1 protein-coding gene and 1 pseudogene are annotated in these 750 nt (G+C 46.8%); one reads left to right on the forward strand and one right to left on the reverse strand.

What is annotated here, in order from left to right:
• Positions 1 to 355: pseudogene (locus E2L05_RS20600) on the forward strand (hypothetical protein); the annotation flags it as partial.
• A gap of 108 nt (positions 356 to 463) precedes the next feature.
• On the opposite strand, the gene E2L05_RS21015 reads toward E2L05_RS20600, so the two are convergent.
• The coding region (locus tag E2L05_RS21015) for a DUF6880 family protein (RefSeq protein WP_341776767.1) at positions 464 to 750 on the reverse strand (287 nt) is incomplete at its 5' end.

Below are 750 nucleotides of genomic sequence, written 5' to 3' on the forward strand. Positions count from 1 at the left end.
TGGGTCAGTTCTCAGTGAAAATTTGGGGGGCTACCGGGTCACTTCTCAGCAGAAATCAACAGCTGTGATCTTCAAGATGGTGCTAAACTATCTAAAAGCGGCAGATAGTGTTTTTTGGGAAAACGCGAACGAGGGTTCTTACATTTTTCGGACCATAGGTGTGCAAGCCATTTTCGATATACTGCGAAAGCTAGCATCAGGTGCGTTTGAAGAGAGGAACATAAGCACTGGGTATTTCGAAAAAATTCTGACTCCAGCCAAAGAGATCGATTTCTCCTCAACTGAATTCCAAAATGCCTCAGGCTCTGGTCGCACCTTCATCCGCAAAGCAATTGAGAACGCTATAGAAATTTGAAACTATCTGAATACCTGACCAGACCTCCGAAATTTAACATAAACTTCATTATGCGAAAAAGAACAAAGAATGAACACGGGTCCTCTTACCCTCACCGTGAGCTGAACACTAAGCAACCGCCCCCCAAAATGAGGTCTTCTTTCCATGAGACTGTTTCAAGCCATCAAGATAAGCCTCATGCGTATCAAATTGTGCGAAGTCGTCAACTCTCGCGGCTAGGTTCTTGCACTCACGCAAGTGACGCGCAGCATGGCGATACCGTTTGACCCGTGAATTTTGCAACGCAAAATCGATCAAGCCGCGTTTCAAAAGTGTGGCGGCCAGTGGATGGCGGAGATATAGCTGAAAGTTGGTGATGGCCCCTGAGGGGCGGCATATCATGGCGTTGTTCACGC

This window comes from Meridianimarinicoccus aquatilis, from assembly GCF_004358675.1.
GTDB classification, from domain to species: domain Bacteria; phylum Pseudomonadota; class Alphaproteobacteria; order Rhodobacterales; family Rhodobacteraceae; genus Meridianimarinicoccus; species Meridianimarinicoccus aquatilis.